Below are 16,765 nucleotides of genomic sequence, written 5' to 3'. Positions count from 1 at the left end.
TTAAACACATCTTTCCTTTTACGTCTTCCATTTTCCATATCTTTGCAGCATGCGTTTCGATATCATTTCAGTTTTACCAGATTTATTGACCAGTCCTTTTGCTCATTCTATTTTGCAACGAGCTCAAAAAAAAGGTGTGGCAGAAATTGTGGTGCATAATTTAAGAGATTACGCCACCAACAAACAGAAAAGTGTGGATGATTATCCTTATGGCGGTGGTAGCGGGATGATCATGTCTGTTGAACCTTTTGCGCTTTGTATAGAAAAATTGCAAAGCGAAAGAACATACGATGAAATTATTTTCATGACACCAGATGGCGAAACTTTAAATCAGGGAATTGCTAATCAGCTTTCTATTCAAAAAAACATCATCATTTTATGTGGGCATTACAAAGGCATTGACCAACGCATAAGAGATATTTATGTAACTCGTGAAATTTCTATTGGTGATTATGTTTTATCTGGCGGAGAATTACCTGCTGCAGTTGTGGTTGATGCAGTGGTGAGATTAGTACCTGGAGTTTTAAATGATGAAACCTCTGCACTATCAGACAGTTTTCAAGGAGATTTGTTAGACGCACCTTTATACACACGACCAGCGGAGTGGAGAGGGCACAAGGTTCCCGATGTGTTGTTGAGTGGGCATGAGGCAAAGATAAACGAGTGGCGGCACGATGAGGCGGTTAAACGGACACAAGAGCGCAGGCCAGACTTGCTGAAATAGGTTGAGCCGTTTGTTTGTGGAGTTGTTTAGCCGCCTTAATAGTACATCTAAACACCTTAACGTTTCCACAACTCAACCCTTCAGTTTTGTGGAAAAATCGCCGTTTGTTAAAAAATAAATTTATTTTGAATTCCACTTTTATTTTTAAAATAAAATTCCTAATATTGCAGTCCGATTTTAAACAACAAAAAATCGGCTTAATAGCTTAAAATCATGGATTTAGTAAAATTTGTAGAAGAGCAGGTAATCGCGAAAAATGAGTTTCCTTCTTTCAAATCAGGAGATACAATTAGTGTACACTATAAAATTCGCGAAGGTAATAAAGAACGTATTCAAATTTATCAAGGTGTTGTTATTCAACGTAACAGCGCTGGTGCTAATGAAACGTTTACTGTTCGTAAGATGAGTAATGGAGTTGGAGTAGAGCGTATCTTCCCAATCAATTCTCCAAATATTGATAAAGTAGAAGTTAACAGTCACGGTAAAGTGCGTAGAGCTAAATTGTTCTATTTACGTGAATTAACTGGTAAAGCTGCTCGTATCAAGTCTTTAAGAAAATAATATTCTTTAGCAAGATATATAACCTTCACGATTAGTTTCGTGGAGGTTTTTTTGTTTTATCTTTGCGCCACCAAATAGAAAATGTAATGAAAGACTTATTAAAAAAATACGAAGAAAAACAGCCAGAGATTGTTTTTGAATGGAAAGACAAAGAATCTGAGGCAGAAGGATGGGTTGTTATCAATTCGTTGCGTGGCGGTGCTGCAGGTGGCGGAACAAGAATGAGAAAAGGGTTGGATAAACGCGAAGTTGAATCGTTAGCCAAAACAATGGAAGTAAAGTTTACCGTTTCTGGTCCACCAATAGGTGGTGCAAAATCTGGTATTAACTTCGACCCAGCCGACCCTCGTAAAAAAGAAGTGCTAGAGCGTTGGTACAAAGCTGTAATGCCTTTGTTAAAAAGTTATTATGGTACTGGTGGAGATTTAAACATAGACGAAATACACGAGGTTATTCCCATAACAGAAAGTTATGGTTTGTGGCATCCACAAGAAGGCGTAATTAGTGGCCATTATCAAGCTAGAGAAAACGAACGTATTCACCAAATTGGCCAATTACGTTATGGCGTTTCTAAAGTATTGGAAGATTTAGATTATACACCAGATATTAAGAGAAAATATAAAGTAGCCGATATGATTACGGGTTACGGTGTTTCTGAATCGATAAGACATTATTATAATATTTGGGGCGGAGAAATTGCAGGAAAAAAAGCGATTATCCAAGGTTGGGGTAATGTTGCTGCAGCTGCAGGATATTACTTGGCGCAACAAGGCGTTAAAATTGTCGGCATTATTGACCGTGTTGGTGGATTAATTAAACCAGAAGGGTTTACTGAGCAAGAAATTAAAACATTGTTCAATAACCGTGTTAATAATACATTGGTTGCTGATAATTTAATTCCTTTTGCAGAAGCTAGCGAACAAATTTGGAATGTAGGTGCTGAGATTTTTGTGCCAGCAGCTTCATCTAGATTGGTGCAACAAGCCGAAGTAGATAAAATGATTGCTGCGGGTTTAGAAGTAATTGCTTGTGGCGCTAATGTTCCTTTTGCCGACAAAGAGATATTCTTTGGCAGTATCATGGAGCACACTGATAATCATGTGGCAGTTATTCCAGATTTTATTGCAAACTGTGGTATGGCTAGGGTTTTTGCTTATTTAATGCAACGCAACGTAGAAATGAGCGACGATGCAATTTTCTCTGATGCGTCTAACATCATTCACAATGCATTACAAGCGGTTTATAATACTTCAAATAAAAGAACAAATTTATCAAGCACCGCATTTGAAATTGCGTTGAAACAATTAGTATAAAATGGATAATCAATTTTTTGAACAGGTAATTTGGGGCAACACCGTAAAAGCATATTGCTTGTTTGGAGGCATTATTTTACTAGGCCTTATCTTAAAAAGATTCGTTTCTAGAAGATTAAGTCAGCTTCTTTTTAGACTGTTCAAAAAATTTGCCGAGGAAGTTAAAATAGACACATTCATTGCTTTATTATTAAAGCCTTTTGAGTTTTTTATAACGCTTGCTACTTTATATTTAGCGATTAATCAATTAAAACACCCGCTAGAAGTTGTGGTGTTTCACTTCAACAAGCAGGTAAATAACGTTAAAATATTACAGCCATTTACGCTCGGTGAATTGTTAGATAAGACGTTTTTGTTCCTTATTATCCTTTCTTTTTTCTGGATTATTTTAAGGATAATAGATTTTGTAGCACACGTATTTACTTACAAGGCCATCAAATCTGAGAATAAGGCAGACGACCAATTGGTTCCTTTTTTAAAGGAGCTATTTAAGTTTGTTATTTACTTTATTGGGTTTTTTGTTTTATTGGGTTATGTATTCGAAGTTAATGCACTAAGCTTAATAACTGGTTTGGGTATTGGCGGTATTGCTATTGCCTTGGCCGCAAAGGAAACCTTAGAAAATTTAATTGCGTCGTTTACAATTTTCATAGATAAGCCTTTTACTGTTGGCGATTTAGTTAAGGTTGATGGAGTTGAAGGAACAATTGAAAAGGTTGGCTTCAGGAGCACGGTTTTGCGCAGTACAGATAAAACAACTATCATCATCCCAAACCGAGCAATGATAGATGGCGTTTTAGAAAACATGACGCGTAGAAATTTCCGAAGGGTTAAATTTAACATAGGCATTACTTACGAAACAGATTCTGAAATGATTAAGAAAATCATTGCTGAAATTGGTTCTTTTTTAGCGCAAAACACACAAATAACAGATACATCTGTTACGTTCGATAGTTTCGCAGATTCTGCATTAAACATTCAGATTTTGTATTTGGTAGAAAATATCGAGTACAATAATTACCTTAAAATTAAAGAAGAGGTTAATTTCAAAATCATTGAAATTGTAGGCAAAAACGGTTCAGAATTCGCCTATCCTACGCAAAGAACTGTTGGCGAGAAGAAGTCTTAGAAATAAGGTAGAATTTTTGTCATTCAGAGCACAGCGAAGAATCTCTGAGAAGAATTAATCTTGAGATTACAGGCTTCGCTCTGTTCATAACATAATCAGACTGACGATATTTTTTTAGATTTGAAAAGCAAATCCAGCGCTTAGCTTAACGTTCGTCGGGCTATATGCTAAATCTTTTTTTATCTTCCTTCGACTACGCTCAGGATGACAATAAAAAAAGGATACCGCAACAATCCCGTTTAGAGAACTGAGGTTTGTGCTACTATTTAGGGCTGCAACCCGCCAAGATCTGCAGGCATTTCTAAATTAGGCGTCATTGCGAGGGTCGATTTTTCATCGCCCGAAGCAATCTGCTTTTGCGGGCAAGGTTTGGAATTCTATTTATCCTATCGCTCTTAGCAGATTGCCACGTCGTTCCTCCTCTCAATGACGTAATTTATTAGATTTTAACGAAATGCTTTGAAACTATTTAAAGCTGAAACCCGCCAAGACCCACTAACTTTGTAATATAAACCCGATTGAAGTGGAAAGCTTTTTTGTTTTGCCATATATTCATCGGATGACTTTGATGAACCCCCAAAAAAACTTGGAACGTAAAGCGGGACTGCAATAGCCAAGAATTACTGACTATTGTTTTTCTAAAAAAAATCCACGAATGAGATTGCCTGCCTACCGCAGGCAGGCTTCGCCCTGTGAAAAACAGAGGCTCGCAATGACGAACTTTATTAGCCTAACTCTGCTAAAATGGTAATTCCGCCTTTAACAACTTGGTCTAATTGTAAGTTAACTTTAGTGCCGATTGGCAAGAAAATATCAACCCTAGAACCAAATTTAATAAAGCCAAACTGTTCTGTCTGTACCACTTGGTCGCCTTCTTTAATGTACCAAACAATTCTACGAGCTAATGCTCCAGCAATTTGTCTGAACAATACGGGTGTACCGTTTGCATGCTCTACAACAGTAGTGGTGCGCTCATTTTCGGTGCTCGATTTTGGGTTCCAAGCAGCTAAATATTTACCAGGATGATATTTGAAAAACTTAACTACACCAGAAATTGGGTTACGGTTAATATGCACATTTACAGGTGACATGAAAATAGATACCTGCAGGCGTTTGTCCTTAAAGTATTCACCTTCTTCAGTTTCTTCAATTACTACAACTTTACCATCTGCTGGGCAAATAACCAAGTTTTCGCCTGATGTAAATGTCCGAGAAGGATTTCTAAAAAACTGTAAAACAATAATAAATAAAGCGAAGGATAAAATATAGATAAACCAACGCAACCAAACCACGTCTGCGAATTTGTAATCTACAAATGCATTAAGCAACATGATAAATAAAACGGTAAGTGCGAGGCTAGTGTAGCCTTCTTTATGTATGGTCATTGTTTTCAGTTTTTTGTATGCCGCAAAATTCGGAAAAAAATATCATATTCTTATAGTCATCGGATGAATATAAGCTGGATGAAAATATTCATCCGATGACTAAATCACTAGGTAGCTCTATAGATATCCTTTAAATTTCTGCCCAAACCATCATAGTCTAAGCCGTAACCAACCACAAATTCATTAGGGATTTCGAAGCCAACATATTTTAATTCTTCAATGGGTTCTTTTAGTGCAGCTGGTTTAAATAATAAGCTACAAACAGTAACGGAAGCAGGGTTTTGTGCATGAACTTTTTCTAGAATGTATTTTAAGGTAAAACCAGTATCAACAATATCCTCCACTAAAATAACGTCTCTATCTTTCAAATCTTCTGGCAGGCCAAAAGCTTCTTTAATTTTTCCTGTACTTTCTGTGCCGTGGTAAGATGCAACCTTGATAAAGCCCACCTCGCAAGCAATATCTATCTCTTTAAGCAAATCGGCCATAAACAAAAAACTGCCGTTTAACACGCCAATAAAAACAGGGCAACGGTTTTCAAAATCCACATTTAACTGGATGCCGATTAACCGCGTTCGTTTGCAAATCATGTCATTATCTAACATGATTTCGAAGTTCTTATTGTTGATTTGAATTTTGTTCATGTTGTTAACTTTCGTCCCCGTTTTCTTTTTCTTTTCTGCGTTGTTCTCTTCTTTCCTGACGGAGCTGTTTTTTTGTTTTTACTGTATCAGTTGTTTTAGTTGGGGCTTTGGTAACAGTATCTTTTTTAGCACCACCAAACAATCTGTCAAACAGATTTTTGGATTTATCCTGCATTCCGCCTGGAGGCATAATTTCTTCTTCATCGGCCTCAATTTTGTTGGTGTCGATAACGACAGAATCTGGCAATAGATATTGCCTTAAACCTTCTCTCAACCTCACATTATAAAAGCCGTAGCCACTTGTGTCTGATAGCGTTAATCCTCTTCTAGCCATCGTATTACCAATAAAGTTAAACCAAGGATATAAATAGGATTTCAAGCTACCATCGCTCATGAACTTATACATTGCAGCCTTTGGTTTAGGTACAATGTTCGCTAAGAAAATCCCTTCGCCTACAGATAATTCTGAAGGAGATTTGCCAAAATAATGTCGTGAAGCCTCACCAATTCCATACACGTTTTGCCCCATTTCTATAATATTGAAATAGACTTCTAGCATACGTTGTTTGCTAATTAAGCGGTTGTTCTCAATTAGCCAAACTATCAAAATTTCTTCCACCTTACGAGCTAAAGTTTTTTGGCGACTTAGGAAAACATTCTTAACCAACTGCATAGAAATGGTGCTTCCGCCACGTTTAAAGCGTTTTTCTTTAAAATTTACAGCGATAGATTTTCGAATAGATTCTTCAACAAAACCTTTGTGTCTGTAAAATGATGGGTCTTCGGAAGTTAAAATAGCATTTTTGAAATTTGGTGAAATATCTTCTAATCGAGTAAAGTTCGGATTAGACGGGCCAATGGTAATATCTCGCATTGGTTTGCCGTATTCATAAGGCGTATAAACGAAATCTGAATTGATTTTTTGCAAATCGTTCTTGCCCCATTTAACAATCTTAAAGTTTGTAGGCGTTAAGGTAGATTCGAATTTTACGCTGTCGGGAATTGAGGTATCTAAATAAAAATCAAGGTTATATTTTAACTTTCCCTGTACTTTAATACCTTCTAAAGATTCAAATAAGCCTACAGGAAAGGCATCGAAAATAGCTTGTGCATCTTGTTCTTCTGCATTAATCTTCATCTCATAAATCTTGTTAGGAGATAAAGTATATTTTAAATATGGATGAACTGATGCATTTTTCAAAAACACAGTTGATGTGCTGTCCAAAGAAATGAAATTCTCCCCAATTAGCACATCTGCATCTATTTTTGCATCGGGCACAACAATATCTGCAGAAGAAATCCTTTTTTGATTTATTGTTAGATTTTTGATAGACCAAGCTCCAGAAATTTTATAATCATCGCCACTGTAATCAGCGTCTTTCATTTCGGTTGTTGCCGTATCGAAACTTAATTTGGTATGCAGCTTTTGTTCTAAATATTTTGGTAGTTCGAACTTGGTTCCATCAGCAAAAAACATCACATTAAGCCTTTTCTTGCCTGGATTTAATTTTCCGTTTACGTGCCAAGTTACGGTTGTGTCATTAACAACAATGTTTGAAGTTAACTTGCCATCATCTATTGTTGCACTGGTTTTGAATTTTAAGGATGCTGTATCGTTATCGTTAAGGTTCATCACAAAATTCTTGATTTCCATGTCATCAGGAATTTTATAAAACACCTCATTTAGTAAATCACTAGCTAAATCACCAAGATTAACTTTGCTTTTTGTTGTGGTGCTATCTTTCTTTTTTCTTTTTAAAATGAAGTCGATATTTGTGATAGAGTCTCTTAAGACAATGTTCAACTTTCCTTGGTCAAGATTAATTTCAGACAATTTAACATCGCCAAATAATAATGGAAATAATTTTACAGCAACCGTAATGTCGTTTATGGTAGATAAAGTGTCTCGGTCTTTTGGAACCACAGAAATATCTTTCATATTTACAGCACTTAATCCCGTAAATCCAGCAGAACCGATTTTAATTTTAAGTCCGTAATCCTTATCCGCCTTTGCGATAGCCTTAGCCATCATTTTTTTTAATAAAGCTTCTCTTTTGCTATAAGCATAAACACCAACGGAAAGAAATAAAAGCAGGAATACACCTAAAACCCAAGCGCCGATTTTTAAATATTTCTTGGGAATGTTAATTTTTGGTAACTGCATAAACTATTTAGAATTAATTGTTAAACAAACGCTTATAGCAAATGTTTATTCTGCGTTAAAATTACAATAAAAAGGGCGATAGAAAATTTTTTGTGCCTATGTTTTGTTAATTTTGAGGAATGATAATTACCAAAGAGCAAGTTTTAGCGGCTTTGAGCCATGTTGAAGACCCAGATTTAAAGAAAGATTTGGTTACGCTTAACATGATTAAAGATGTTAAAATTGAAGATAAAACGATAGGATTTACCCTAGAACTGACAACGCCTGCTTGTCCGATGAAGGAGATGTTGAAAAACGCATGTACAAATGCAATTAAACATTTTGTTTTGGCAGATGCAGAAATCAATATCAATATCACTTCGAGGGTAACTAAACCATTAGATATTTCTCAGTTGAAAGACATTAAAAATATAATCTTAGTTTCTTCTGGTAAAGGCGGCGTTGGAAAATCTACCGTAGCCAGTAACTTAGCAGTAACTTTAGCTAAAGATGGTGCAAAAGTTGGCTTAATAGATGCTGATATTTATGGCCCATCTGTTCCGATTATGTTTGGCTTAATTGGTGCAAAACCTAGCGCTAGAGAAACAGAAGATGGCAAAAGTTTAATTCTACCTATTGAAAAGTATGGGATTAAATTACTTTCGTTAGGGTTTTTTGCAGAACCAGACCAACCTGTTCCATGGCGTGGACCAATGGCGTCAAATGCCATCAAACAGTTGTTTAATGATGCAGATTGGGGAGAATTAGATTATTTAATTGTAGATCTTCCTCCAGGTACAGGAGATATTCATATTACCATTAGCCAGAGTTTCCCCATTGCAGGGGCCGTTATTGTTACCACACCTCAACAAGTGGCATTGGCCGATACCAGAAAAGGGTTAGCGATGTTCAGAATGCCTGGAATTAATATTCCGGTTTTGGGCGTGATAGAAAACATGTCTTATTTCACTCCGGCAGAGTTGCCAGAAAACAAGTATTACATATTTGGCAAAAACGGAGGAAAAGAATTAGCAGAAAAATATGATGTTCCATTTTTAGGGGAAATCCCTTTGGTGCAAGGCATTACATCAGCTGGAGATAACGGGCAGCCAATAGCTATGGAAAATGAAAGTCCGATTGCTGCTGCATTTAAGGAAATTGCAGGAAAAATTGCTCAACAAATTTCTATAAATAACGTACAGACAGCTAATTGCTAAAAATTTACTATTTTTATACTTTAATCAATATAAGATGAGTTTAACAGAACAAGTGGAGCAGGCATTAGAAACCATCAGGCCTTATTTAATTGCTGATGGAGGTAATGTTGCCATAGAAGAGATTACGGCGGACAACGTTGTTAAATTAAGATTATTGGGTAACTGTGGTAGTTGTAAAATGAGTTTCATGACCATGAAAGCTGGCATTGAACAAGCTATCATGAAAGCGGTACCAGAAATTACTAGTGTTGTTGCTGTAGATTTAGCAGAGCAAGATTAAGTTTTTAACAAAATTTAACTAGTCAGTAAGCCATTTACAAGTATTTTTGTACAATGAAGTATAGGTTAACTATCATATTATTGTTTTTTACAGCTGTTGTTTTTGCGCAAAGCGAAATCAAAAGCGGTAAACTAATTCAATTTTCGGGTATCATAACCGATGTTGACAGCAATTCTGTTGTGCCATACGTTACCATTACCAATCAAAGTTTTAACGAACAAAAATACGCCGCTAACTACCAAGGTTATTTTTCTTTCATTGCCCATCCGGGAGATACGTTATTGTTTTCAGCGGTAGGCTTTACAAGCAAAACCTTTGTTTTACCAAGTGTTATTGCCGATAGTAAGTTTACTGCGATGATTAAGCTAAAAACCGAAATCGTTTATTTAAGAACAGTTCGTGTTAATCCTTGGGCAACTGTAGAAGAGTTTACAAAAGATTTTCTTTCCATGAAAGTGGCTGATGATGATTTGGCAATTGCAAAACGAAACGTTTCTCCTGAAGCTTTAAGAGGGATGATTAAGACCTTACCTAGAGACGGCCAAGAAATTAGCAATGGTAACTATCGCTATAATTTTGATAGGATGATGAATGTAAATATGCGTCAGACTAATCCACTCCTAAACCCATTTGCTTGGGGTAAACTAATGCAGACTATCTTTAACGGAGATAAGTTGCGTAGCGAAGAACAATAGATTTAATTTACAATGCACGATTTTTGATTTACGATTGTTAGTTACACTTTGTAAATCGTAATTCGTCAATCTAAAATCTTAAATAAGCTTATCTTTTCTTGTTCTGTTTAGGGAAACGCATTTTGTAATCTGTAGATACATTCCCTTTTGAAATTGCATCTAATTTCCCCCTTAACAGTTGTTTACGTAACAAGCTTAGTTTATCAGTAAAGAGTTTGCCCTCAATATGGTCGTACTCATGTTGAATAACTCTTGCAGGAAAACCAGTTACTTTTGCTTTATGTTGTTTCCAGTTTTCATCGAAATAACTAATTAAGATATCTGGCTTACGCATTACGTCTTCACGAACTTCTGGAATACTTAAACAACCTTCGTTAAAAGCCCAAGGCTCGCCAGATTCTTCTAAAATTTGGGCATTGATGAATACTCTTTTGTAAGCTTCTTCTTCTTCATCACCTTTGGTATCTACAATAAATAAACGAATAGGTAAACCAATCTGAGGAGCAGCTAAACCCACGCCACTAGCATTGTACATTGTTTCGAACATATTGCTAATTAGTTGTTGCAAATCAGGATATGTTTCATCAATATCAACACAAACTTTCTTTAAAACTGGGTCTCCGTAAGCTACAATTGGTAATTTCATCGTGCAAAAATACAAAAATACACGTATTGTTAGATTGCTTTATTGCTAAATTGTTGTGATAACGATAATTAAGTCTCAATACGCAATACTCAAATCGCAGGACTCTTTAATCTTCCGTCGGATAAAAAGTCAACGAGCTCAACTTACTTTCATCCAAAATCTCATTAGAAATGTTGGCCATATCGGCTACAGTAACAGCTCTAATCTTGTTAAAAACAGTTTCCAAATCATCAATTTTATTGTAATCGATTAAGCTTTTCGCCATCGAGATAATTAGCCCAATTCTGTTTTCTTCGCCTAACGCAATTTGCCCAATAAACTTGTTTTTAGCTTTTTGTAATTGAATTTCTGTTAAAGGATTTGCTTTTATTTTCTTAAACTCCTTGCTTATTAAGCTAAATGCCTTGTCTAGTTTTTCTTGGTCCGTTCCAAAATAAAGCGCAAAAATTCCTGTATCACTTAGCGGACTATAATTAGATTCTATAGTATAAGCAATGCCGTATTTTTCTCTTATTTGAAGATTTAAAATGGAACTCATTCCTGTTCCGCCAAGCATATTGTTTAATAATAACAATCCGGCTTTATAAGGATGATGTAAGGAATAAGCTTGCGTACCCATCATTACATGAGCCTGTGAAATTTGCTTGTTTACAACGATGTTTTGCGCCGCATTTGGAACTGGCACTATTCTATTTTTCGGAGCTAAATTAGCCGGAACAGATTCAAAATGTTTTGAACCCACTTTAACAAATTTGTTGAGAGCATAGTTTCCAATCACAGCAACCACAATTTCATCTGTTCGGTAATTTGCCGCAATGAATTTATGAATGTCTTTTTGTGTTAAAGCATTAACCGTTTCAGGCGTTCCTAAAATGTTTCTACCAAAGGGATGTCCTGCAAAAAGCTGGTCTTCAAAATCATCGTTAATAGCTTCTTCTGGCTGGTCTAAATAAGAAGTAATCTCATCTAATATTACACCTTTTTCCTTTTCCATTTCATCCTCTGGAAAAACCGAATGAAACACGATATCGTTAAACAGCTCTAAAGTTCTATCTAAATATGGGTTTAAAAAAGAAGCGTGGATGCAAGTGTATTCTTTGGTTGTATAAGCATTTAAATCTGCCCCTACACTTTCCAGTCTTGTTAAAATCTGATTGGTATTTCTCTTTTCTGTGCGTTTAAAAATCAAGTGTTCTATAAAATGAGCCAAGCCCATTTGTGCCGCTTCTTCATCTCTAGAGCCACTATTGATAATGATACAAGCGTGAGATATAGCCGATGCAGAAGGCACGTGCAACAGCCTAATGCCGTTACTTAGATTATGAACGTTGTATTCCATTAAAACGGGTTAGTATCTTGAATTTGTAAAGTGGAAAAAACCTTTTCTCGAGTTGGTCTCATTAGCCATAGGGCGATTAATGAGAAAGCCGCAACAACGATAAAGTAAAAATTATAAGTGATTAAACACATCACAATACTGAAAATTGCCGATGCTTCTAATAAGGCACATTTAACTAAAAAAGCAGCTTGATATTTTTCAAATTTTTCTTGCTCGGTACTCGTTGGGTCTATTTGGTTGATGAATCTGTTAAATAGAAAAGTTCCCAAATTCATTGCCACAACAGTAAATATAACCACAACAAAAGATAGTATGTTAGTATTTGTATCTGGGTGCGCCAAAGTAAAATCGAAAATTAGCAAGTCCTTATTTAGCAAACAAACAACCGCAGCAAAAATAAATATGCTAAAGCAAAAAGAACCGTGAATTAGTTTTAAAGGTTTAATATCAATCATCACTTAAAATGTAGAACAAAGATACATCAAAATTGATTTACTTAACTTATAACTCCTTTCGGCTCTAGGTCAAATTCGTCATGCTCAGCTTGACTGGGCATCGTAATGCGATGCTCGGGTTTTTAGATGGTAATGGCGAATACTCATCATAACTCCCATCGGCTCTGTCATTTTGACTTATAAAAACTTTTGGAACAGCCATTGATAAGCATAGGTATAATCAAAAAATTATAAATTAATTATGACAACAGAAAAAGGAAGTATTTCCATACACACTGAAAACATTTTCCCAATCATCAAGAAATTCCTGTATTCGGATAATGAAATCTTTTTAAGGGAACTAGTTTCTAACGCAGTTGATGCGGTTCAAAAAATAAAACGTTTAGGAGCTTTAGGTCAGTATAATGGTGAGGTTGGCGAGCCATTAGTTGAGGTAAGTTTAGACGAAGTAGCAAAAACCATTACAATTAGCGATAACGGTTTAGGTATGACTGCCGAAGAAATCAAAAAATACATCAATCAAGTTGCTTTCTCGGGTGCTAGTGAGTTTGTAGAGAAGTTTAAGGATGCTAAAGACGCAAATGAAATCATCGGTAAATTCGGGTTAGGTTTCTATTCTGCGTTTATGGTTGCAGATTTAGTAGAAATTGAAACTTTATCTTATCAGGATGGTGCTGAGCCAGCAAAATGGACATGTGATGGTAGTACATCTTTCGAAATTTCTGAAGGAAGCAGAACTACTCGTGGTACAAGTATCATTTTACATATCAATGCAGAATCTGAAGAGTTTTTAAGCGAAAGCAAACTTCAACAAATCTTAGATAAATACGCTAAATTCTTGCCTGTTCCAATTAAGTTTGGCACTAAAACAGAACAAGAAGAAGATGGTGCTGATGAAGAAGATAAACCTAAATACAAATCAGTTGAGGTTGATAATATCGTTAACACAACTAACCCAATTTGGACAAAAGCACCTGCTGATTTGTCAGATGCAGATTATTTAGATTTCTACAAACAATTATATCCATTCTCAGAAGATCCGTTATTCTGGATTCACCTAAACGTTGATTATCCTTTCAACTTAACAGGAGTTTTATACTTCCCTAAAGTGAAAGATGATTTTGATATGCAACGCAACAAAATCAAATTATTCAGTCGCCAGGTATTTATTACTGATGAAGTAAAAGATATCGTTCCAGAGTTTTTGATGTTATTACACGGTGTAATTGATTCTCCTGATATTCCATTGAACGTATCTAGAAGTTTCTTGCAAGCTGATAGCAACGTTAAAAAAATCAACAGTTACATCACTAAAAAAGTAGCTGATAAATTGGCTGAATTATTTAACAAAGACCGTAAAGCTTATGAAGAAAAATGGAGCAATATTGGTTTGTTCGTTAAGTACGGGATGATTAGCGAAGAGAAATTCTACGATAAAGGAAAAGATTTTGCTTTGCTAACCAATACCAAAGGTGAGAATTTTACTTTCGAAGAGTACAAAGAAAAAGTAGCTCCAGCACAAACTGATAAAAACGGAACGGTAGTTTATTTATATACAACTGACCCAGATAAACAAGATGGATTTATCCAATCGGCTGAGAAAAAGGGTTACGATGTATTGTTAATGAACTCTCCAATTGATAGTCACTTTGTGAGCAGTTTAGAGCAAAAATTAGAGAAAACACAATTGAAACGTGTGGATGCTAGTGTTGCAAACCAACTGATTGAAAAAGACGAATTGCAAGAATCTGTTTTAAGCGAAGAGCAATCGACCAAAGTAAAAGAGATTTTCGAAAAGGCAATTGTTAAACCTAATTTCAGTGTAGAAGTTGTTGGTTTAAGTCCTGATGATTCTCCAGTTACAGTAACGATGGATGAGTTTATGCGCCGAATGAAAGATATGGCTAAAATGGGTGGCGGAATGAGTTTCTACGGAAATATGCCAGATAGCTACAAAGTTGCCATCAACGGAAACCACAAATTGGTAAGTAAAATTTTAGCATCGGCTGATGAAGAAGAGCAAAGCAAATTTGCTAAACAAGCAGTTGATTTGGCCTTACTTTCTCAAGGAATGTTAACGGGAGCAGAATTAACCGCTTTTGTGAGTAGAAGTGTTGAGTTGATATAAATCCCCTAAATCCCCAAAGGGGACTTGTAGGTTTCAAAAAGCAATTAAACCTCGTAGGTTTCAAAATCTACGAGGTTTTTAATTTTAAAATAATGAAAAGAAGATTTCAATTATTACCAGTAAGCATTTTTGTAGCGCTTTTCCTTTTACTGAATTGGTACGCGTTAGGAGGCTTGCAAGTTGTGGCAACAGCATCTTACGTTCCCGCTGTATTTTGGTCGGTTATTCTGCTAAATGTTTTTGCATTGCTTTATGCAATTCAGGGCATACAAAGTAGAGGAATGGGAGTGTTTTTTAAAGTTGCAACCCATGCTTTTTTAATGCTTTTTGTAAGTGAACTTATCTTTATCATCAATTTATTTTTGGATGATGTTTTTAGAATTTTAGCAGGTTTATTTCATCTAATTAAACAAAGTGATTTTTTAATGCCAGCAAGAAATGCCTATTGGATTGAGTTTGGAATTGGACTTTTCTTTGTCTCAATTTTATTGTTTTTATACGGAATAATTAAAGGCAAATATGCATACAGAGTAATTAAGCATACTTTAACTTTTAAGGATTTACCATCAGCTTTTGATGGATTCACGATAACTCAAATATCTGATGTTCACGCAGGAAGTTTTACCAATCCTAAGGCTGTACAAAAAGGAATTGATTTAATTAATGAGCAACAATCAGATTTGTTTGTGTTTACAGGAGATTTAGTTAATAACAAAGCTGAAGAAATTAAGCCGTGGATTGGCCATTTCTCTCAAATAAAATCGAAGTACGGACAATTTTCAGTTTTAGGTAACCACGATTATGGAGACTATGTAAAATGGGATAATGACTTAATCAAAAGAGGAAATTTACAGCAGCTTAAAAAATATCATTCAGATTTAGGTTTCCGTTTATTATTGGATGAACACGTTGAAATAAATAAGGACGGTCAGAAAATAATTCTAGCCGGAATTGAAAACTGGGGCTTAGGATTTGGCGAACGAGGAGATTTGCAAAAAGCTTTACAAGGAACTACAATAGAAGAATTTAAGGTTTTGCTTTCTCATGATCCATCACACTGGGAAGCCCAAGTAAAAAACAATCCTTCAAAAATCCATTTAACATTAGCGGGCCATACCCATGGGATGCAATTTGGTATCGAAGCATTTGGCATAAAATGGAGTCCGGTAAAATTGAGGTATAAACATTGGGCAGGAATTAAGGAAGAAAATGGCAGATTTTTAAATGTAAATCGTGGTTTTGGCTTCATTGGGTTTTCTGGCAGAGTAGGTATTTGGCCAGAAATTACTGTGATAGAATTAAAAAAAGGATAATTATTTTTTGGGGTGTTGTAGCGTTTGGCTTTTTGCCTCCGTATAGGTTCTTAGTGTTGATGGCCATTAACCTATTATTCACCCTTAAAATTTAATTATGAAATTTACATTTAATTACAAAGCTTTACTTGCCGCAACCGCTCTCTCACTTGGATTAATTTCTTGTTCAAAGAATGATGATTACACACCGCCAGCAATATCTGGGATAAGTGTAATTCATGCATCACCAACAACAGAAAAACTAGATGTTTTTATAAATAATACTAAAATAAGCGTGGCTGATTTTTCTTTCGGAACAAAGATGGATTATTTAAACGCTTATTCTGGCAAAAGAAAATTCGATGTGACAAAAACTGGTACAACAACTAGTTTAAAAACAGAAGAATTTACGCTTGAGCCACAAGAAGGCTATTCGTTATTTGTTATTGATAAATTAGAAAACATCAACTTCCTTTTCTTAAAAGATGATTTTACACAGCCGGCTACAGGAAAAGCCAGAATCCGTTTTGTTAATTTAAGTCCTGATGCTGAAGCTTTAAATTTAGCAATTGCAGGTAGTGCGACAGATTTATTTACCAATAAAGCATTCAAAGAATATTCTACTTTCGAATCTATTGATGCTGCAGAAAAAGTAACTTTTAACATTAAAAACAAAACAACAGGAGCCAATGAAGTTGTTTTGGCCGATGTTAAAATTGAAGCGGGAAAGGTTTATACCATTTATGCTAAAGGGCTTAAAGCAACTGCTGATGCTACTAAATTCGGAGCGGCTATATTTACACACAAATAGCAA

Annotated in this window: 16 protein-coding genes; 10 read left to right on the top strand and 6 right to left on the bottom strand. The window is 35.5% G+C overall.

Going from position 1 to position 16,765, the window contains the following annotated elements:
* The first annotated feature begins 49 nt into the window (after positions 1-49).
* From trmD to R2Q59_RS14075, 4 genes are all read left to right on the top strand, one after another.
* Complete coding sequence (trmD, locus tag R2Q59_RS14090; protein WP_316770072.1) at positions 50-724, top strand: tRNA (guanosine(37)-N1)-methyltransferase TrmD; 675 nt, start codon at positions 50-52, stop codon at positions 722-724.
* A 213-nt stretch (positions 725-937) separates the two neighbouring features.
* Complete coding sequence (gene rplS, locus R2Q59_RS14085) at positions 938-1,285, top strand: 50S ribosomal protein L19 (protein WP_131551598.1); 348 nt, start codon at positions 938-940, stop codon at positions 1,283-1,285.
* Positions 1,286-1,371: 86 nt separating this feature from the next.
* Positions 1,372-2,598, top strand: a complete 1,227-nt coding sequence (locus tag R2Q59_RS14080) for a Glu/Leu/Phe/Val dehydrogenase dimerization domain-containing protein (protein ID WP_316770068.1) — start codon at positions 1,372-1,374, stop codon at positions 2,596-2,598.
* Between the two features lies 1 nt (position 2,599).
* Complete coding sequence (locus R2Q59_RS14075; protein ID WP_316770066.1) at positions 2,600-3,727, top strand: mechanosensitive ion channel family protein; 1,128 nt, start codon at positions 2,600-2,602, stop codon at positions 3,725-3,727.
* 725 nt (positions 3,728-4,452) lie between these two features.
* Here R2Q59_RS14075 and R2Q59_RS14070 read toward each other — a convergent pair.
* From R2Q59_RS14070 to R2Q59_RS14060, 3 genes are all read right to left on the bottom strand, one after another.
* Positions 4,453-5,112, bottom strand: coding sequence for a phosphatidylserine decarboxylase family protein (locus R2Q59_RS14070; RefSeq protein ID WP_316785946.1), 660 nt, complete (start codon positions 5,110-5,112; stop codon positions 4,453-4,455).
* A 107-nt stretch (positions 5,113-5,219) separates the two neighbouring features.
* Positions 5,220-5,756: a hypoxanthine phosphoribosyltransferase gene (gene hpt, locus R2Q59_RS14065; protein ID WP_316770063.1), complete on the bottom strand. Its 537-nt coding sequence runs from the start codon at positions 5,754-5,756 to the stop codon at positions 5,220-5,222.
* 4 nt (positions 5,757-5,760) lie between these two features.
* Positions 5,761-7,920: a biosynthetic peptidoglycan transglycosylase gene (locus R2Q59_RS14060; RefSeq protein WP_316785945.1), complete on the bottom strand. Its 2,160-nt coding sequence runs from the start codon at positions 7,918-7,920 to the stop codon at positions 5,761-5,763.
* A 119-nt stretch (positions 7,921-8,039) separates the two neighbouring features.
* Here R2Q59_RS14060 and R2Q59_RS14055 point away from each other — a divergent pair, with 119 nt between their 5' ends.
* Genes R2Q59_RS14055 through R2Q59_RS14045 form a run of 3 tightly spaced genes read left to right on the top strand, consistent with a single transcriptional unit; the run spans position 8,040 to position 10,091 of the window.
* A complete protein-coding gene (locus R2Q59_RS14055) occupies positions 8,040-9,116 on the top strand; it encodes an Mrp/NBP35 family ATP-binding protein (protein ID WP_316785944.1) in 1,077 nt (358 codons plus the stop codon).
* Positions 9,117-9,150: 34 nt separating this feature from the next.
* Positions 9,151-9,396, top strand: a complete 246-nt coding sequence (locus R2Q59_RS14050; protein ID WP_316770056.1) for a NifU family protein — start codon at positions 9,151-9,153, stop codon at positions 9,394-9,396.
* Between the two features lie 53 nt (positions 9,397-9,449).
* On the top strand, positions 9,450-10,091 hold the full coding sequence (locus R2Q59_RS14045; RefSeq protein WP_316785943.1) for a hypothetical protein: 642 nt from the start codon (positions 9,450-9,452) through the stop codon (positions 10,089-10,091).
* Between the two features lie 88 nt (positions 10,092-10,179).
* Here the strand turns inward: R2Q59_RS14045 and def are convergent, their stop codons facing one another.
* The 3 genes from def to R2Q59_RS14030 all read right to left on the bottom strand — a co-directional run bounded on the left by def (position 10,180) and on the right by R2Q59_RS14030 (position 12,531).
* Entirely contained in the window at positions 10,180-10,737 is a 558-nt protein-coding gene (gene def, locus R2Q59_RS14040) for a peptide deformylase (RefSeq protein WP_316770052.1), read from the bottom strand.
* 106 nt (positions 10,738-10,843) lie between these two features.
* Positions 10,844-12,076, bottom strand: coding sequence for a pitrilysin family protein (locus R2Q59_RS14035; RefSeq protein WP_316785942.1), 1,233 nt, complete (start codon positions 12,074-12,076; stop codon positions 10,844-10,846).
* Entirely contained in the window at positions 12,076-12,531 is a 456-nt protein-coding gene (locus tag R2Q59_RS14030) for a hypothetical protein (RefSeq protein WP_316785941.1), read from the bottom strand. Before R2Q59_RS14030 ends, R2Q59_RS14035 begins: the two co-directional genes overlap by 1 nt.
* Positions 12,532-12,772: 241 nt before the next feature.
* On the opposite strand from R2Q59_RS14030, the gene htpG reads away from it, so the two are divergent.
* From htpG to R2Q59_RS14015, 3 genes are all read left to right on the top strand, one after another.
* Positions 12,773-14,659, top strand: a complete 1,887-nt coding sequence (htpG, locus tag R2Q59_RS14025) for a molecular chaperone HtpG (RefSeq protein ID WP_316785940.1) — start codon at positions 12,773-12,775, stop codon at positions 14,657-14,659.
* 92 nt (positions 14,660-14,751) lie between these two features.
* Positions 14,752-15,972, top strand: a complete 1,221-nt coding sequence (locus R2Q59_RS14020; protein ID WP_316785939.1) for a metallophosphoesterase — start codon at positions 14,752-14,754, stop codon at positions 15,970-15,972.
* Positions 15,973-16,069: 97 nt separating this feature from the next.
* Positions 16,070-16,762 carry a DUF4397 domain-containing protein gene (locus R2Q59_RS14015; protein ID WP_316785938.1) on the top strand — a complete coding sequence of 231 codons (693 nt, stop codon included), beginning with the start codon at positions 16,070-16,072 and terminating at the stop codon, positions 16,760-16,762.
* Positions 16,763-16,765: the final 3 nt, after the last annotated feature.

The organism is Pedobacter frigiditerrae, from assembly GCF_032678705.1.
Lineage (GTDB): Bacteria > Bacteroidota > Bacteroidia > Sphingobacteriales > Sphingobacteriaceae > Pedobacter > Pedobacter frigiditerrae_A.
Note: the sequence above shows the minus strand (reverse complement) of the source record. Positions and strands in the feature narration are given on the sequence as shown.

Coding starts and splice junctions, on each gene's coding strand:
- trmD (WP_316770072.1), top strand. CDS start 50: ATGCGTTTCGATATCATTTCAGTTTTACCAGATTTATTGACCAGTCCT.
- rplS (WP_131551598.1), top strand. CDS start 938: ATGGATTTAGTAAAATTTGTAGAAGAGCAGGTAATCGCGAAAAATGAG.
- R2Q59_RS14080 (WP_316770068.1), top strand. CDS start 1,372: ATGAAAGACTTATTAAAAAAATACGAAGAAAAACAGCCAGAGATTGTT.
- R2Q59_RS14075 (WP_316770066.1), top strand. CDS start 2,600: ATGGATAATCAATTTTTTGAACAGGTAATTTGGGGCAACACCGTAAAA.
- R2Q59_RS14070 (WP_316785946.1), bottom strand. CDS start 5,112: ATGACCATACATAAAGAAGGCTACACTAGCCTCGCACTTACCGTTTTA.
- hpt (WP_316770063.1), bottom strand. CDS start 5,756: ATGAACAAAATTCAAATCAACAATAAGAACTTCGAAATCATGTTAGAT.
- R2Q59_RS14060 (WP_316785945.1), bottom strand. CDS start 7,920: ATGCAGTTACCAAAAATTAACATTCCCAAGAAATATTTAAAAATCGGC.
- R2Q59_RS14055 (WP_316785944.1), top strand. CDS start 8,040: ATGATAATTACCAAAGAGCAAGTTTTAGCGGCTTTGAGCCATGTTGAA.
- R2Q59_RS14050 (WP_316770056.1), top strand. CDS start 9,151: ATGAGTTTAACAGAACAAGTGGAGCAGGCATTAGAAACCATCAGGCCT.
- R2Q59_RS14045 (WP_316785943.1), top strand. CDS start 9,450: ATGAAGTATAGGTTAACTATCATATTATTGTTTTTTACAGCTGTTGTT.
- def (WP_316770052.1), bottom strand. CDS start 10,737: ATGAAATTACCAATTGTAGCTTACGGAGACCCAGTTTTAAAGAAAGTT.
- R2Q59_RS14035 (WP_316785942.1), bottom strand. CDS start 12,076: ATGGAATACAACGTTCATAATCTAAGTAACGGCATTAGGCTGTTGCAC.
- R2Q59_RS14030 (WP_316785941.1), bottom strand. CDS start 12,531: ATGATTGATATTAAACCTTTAAAACTAATTCACGGTTCTTTTTGCTTT.
- htpG (WP_316785940.1), top strand. CDS start 12,773: ATGACAACAGAAAAAGGAAGTATTTCCATACACACTGAAAACATTTTC.
- R2Q59_RS14020 (WP_316785939.1), top strand. CDS start 14,752: ATGAAAAGAAGATTTCAATTATTACCAGTAAGCATTTTTGTAGCGCTT.
- R2Q59_RS14015 (WP_316785938.1), top strand. CDS start 16,070: ATGAAATTTACATTTAATTACAAAGCTTTACTTGCCGCAACCGCTCTC.